The sequence below is a fragment of the Stutzerimonas azotifigens genome (assembly GCF_013522725.1).
GTDB lineage: Bacteria > Pseudomonadota > Gammaproteobacteria > Pseudomonadales > Pseudomonadaceae > Stutzerimonas > Stutzerimonas azotifigens_A.
The window spans coordinates 1-2,454 of sequence record NZ_JAAMRF010000021.1 but is presented as its reverse complement, the minus strand read 5'-3'; the positions used below and the strand labels follow the sequence as shown (position 1 = coordinate 2,454).

Genomic DNA, 2,454 nt, shown 5'->3' with positions numbered 1-2,454 from the left:
TCGGCAACCTGGTAAACGGACTTGGCCAAATCAACTGCTATGCGTTTCATCGCACCTCTCCCAGCGAACAGTCACCACGGTGTTATAGAAGAAACGTGGTGCGGGGAGAGTCCATTACAGCCTTCAAATCGCTCGCTGCGCTCACTGGGACGGGCTAAAGCCCGCCCCTTAACCAAACGTTAGAGGTCATCGTCCGATGCCGTGTGAGAAGTGCGCCGATCTTTGTGTTCGCTACCCAATTCGGCAGCCAAACGACTTGCTTAAAGCAATTAAAATCGCCAAGCAAAACGTGGAAGACGGCACAATCATCGAACTGCCAGACCTCGAGCCTATAAATCAAAATTCATTCGCAGCCGTTGCATCAGGCGAAGCATGGGGCGATCTTGTTGAATATAACTTTTGTTGCCCAAATTGCAGCGAACGCTTTTCCCTACACGCCGAGACATATCATGGTAGCGGCGGTTATTGGGAGCCAAAGAACAAGTCATCCGTGCGCGAGAACCTCTAACTATTGGTTCAAACCGTTCGCTTTGCTCACTGGGACGGGCTAAAGCCCGCCCCTTAACCAAACGTTAGACCTAGATCATGAATGGACTTACACGCGAGAATTCATCGACTATCGCCTTTGTCGTGAATTGTTATTTTAGTGATGCAATCAACACTGAAGAACTGCAGCAGTGGGCTTTCATGGTTATGGAGTCAGCAGAATCATATCCAGACTACATAGCGGAACTATCAAATTTTGACGCACCTCGCTTTCATATCTACAACTCAATAGGCTTCAGCCCTGGTCGTAGCTTTACAAAGCAGGAGGATGAAGCAATCTTCGGAATTGCATATATCCGCAATCGTGAAGTATTTGACGGCCCGAGCAGGCGTCGAGCTTTGAATTCACTACATGATAACCATGCAATTCTTACTGAGTTTCGAAATTATTTCCCGTTCATCCAAGTACAAGTGTAACGCCTAACTAGTGGCTCAAATCGTTCGCTTCGCTCACTGGGACGGGCTAAAGCCCGCCCCTTAACCAAACGTTAGGCTCACAAAGGGAACCGCTGAATGACTAAAATTTTCGAAAGAAGGTTCTCAGAGCTGGAGTCGCAAGTTTTGTCTATTGAAGCTACAAAGCAACGGAAGCACAGCGAATATTCCGGAAGCTATGAGCATATAGACGGAAACCTGATACTAACTGGCAAGTAAAAGTCAAAAACCTACTATCTAATCTCTGCGGGGAAAACTCTCAGCACTTTTCCGCCTTTATAGAAGCCGGCACCGCAACCGCATTCACCAGAAATTACACAATGCTGCAACAAATGAAGGCAGTCTTCCTGGCCGCCAAGGAAGACTTTGAGGGCGGCCATTTAAACTCAGTTCGAAATCTTGTCCAGGCAGAAGTATTCGATAATGAACTGGATCAAGCGAAAGAGCTTCTAAGCTCAGGGTATGCTTCAGCAGCCGCAGTCATTGCCGGGGTTGTTCTGGAGACCACCATTAGAAATTTATGCAGCGATCACAACATACCTTTTGGCAAGCTCGATAAAATGAATGCGGATCTTGCAAAGCAAGGCATATATAATTCCCTTATCCAGAAGCGAATCACCGCTTTCGCCGGCATTCGAAATAGTGCAGCACACGGAAAAACAGAAGAGTTCAACAAAGACGACGTAAACTCAATGATTAACGAGATTGAAAGATTTGTTGCTTCAACATTAGCGTAAGCAAGCCTAACAACTGGTATATGGACTCTCCCCACAAGCGATGAGGAATAGCTTTTTCGATCCTGCCGTCGGCGCGGTTGCATTCGTATATCCGGCCTGTACTGGGCACTGCCCTGGCCATTCTGTAGTTCGCGCAGCAGCAGGGGCCAAGCGTTCAAGCGATCACGAAGATCATCGTTGTTATCGGCCTTGCTCTGCTGCAGGACTCGCCTGTTCCGACAGTCTCGCTTCTCACCACAACCACTAGAAACCCTTCACTTCACTTTGTTAACCCGCCATCAGGCGGGCTTTGTGCTGTGCCAGTTGCCGCTAAACCGGCGCTCATGACACCACACGGCCCAGCAGATTCTTACCAGCTTGTTCGCCAGCGCCACAGCAGCTTTGTTGTGGCCGATGCGTTCGGCTGTATCCAATGCCCAGCTTTGCAGTTGAGTTAATCGCTCGGGCGTTCGCGCCTTGCAGCGTTTGGCTGCCAGTAGCGCGGCTCTCGCGCCGTGGATCAGTAGCGTTCGGACATACAAGTTGCCCTTGCAACTGATCCGTCCAAGGCGTCGCCTTTCGCCGCTGCTGTATTCATTCGGCGTCATGCCCAACCAGGCGCTGAGGTGTCGGCCACTGGCGAAGCGCTCGGGTTTGCCGACGGCGGTTTTCAAGGCACTGGCCGTCAGCAAACCGATGCCACTGACTTCGTCGAGCTTACGGATTATCTCGTCATCGGCATGCCAGCGCGCCAGTT

Annotated in this window: 3 protein-coding genes; 2 read left to right on the top strand and 1 reads right to left on the bottom strand. The window is 50.2% G+C overall.

The features are described from left to right. The first annotated feature begins 585 nt into the window (after positions 1–585). Complete coding sequence (locus G7026_RS22450) at positions 586–963, top strand: hypothetical protein (protein ID WP_181073264.1); 378 nt, start codon at positions 586–588, stop codon at positions 961–963. 338 nt (positions 964–1,301) lie between these two features. After that, a complete protein-coding gene (locus G7026_RS22720; protein ID WP_258190408.1) occupies positions 1,302–1,718 on the top strand; it encodes a DUF4145 domain-containing protein in 417 nt (138 codons plus the stop codon). Positions 1,719–1,996: 278 nt separating this feature from the next. On the opposite strand, the gene G7026_RS22440 is transcribed toward G7026_RS22720, so the two are convergent. Beyond that, on the bottom strand, positions 1,997–2,454 hold a 458-nt coding region (locus G7026_RS22440; protein ID WP_181073263.1), incomplete at its 5' end, for a transposase.

Bases quoted from the DNA above. Each gene is read 5' to 3' on its own strand.
- G7026_RS22450 (WP_181073264.1), top strand. From the start codon at position 586: ATGAATGGACTTACACGCGAGAATTCATCGACTATCGCCTTTGTCGTG.
- G7026_RS22720 (WP_258190408.1), top strand. From the start codon at position 1,302: ATGCTGCAACAAATGAAGGCAGTCTTCCTGGCCGCCAAGGAAGACTTT.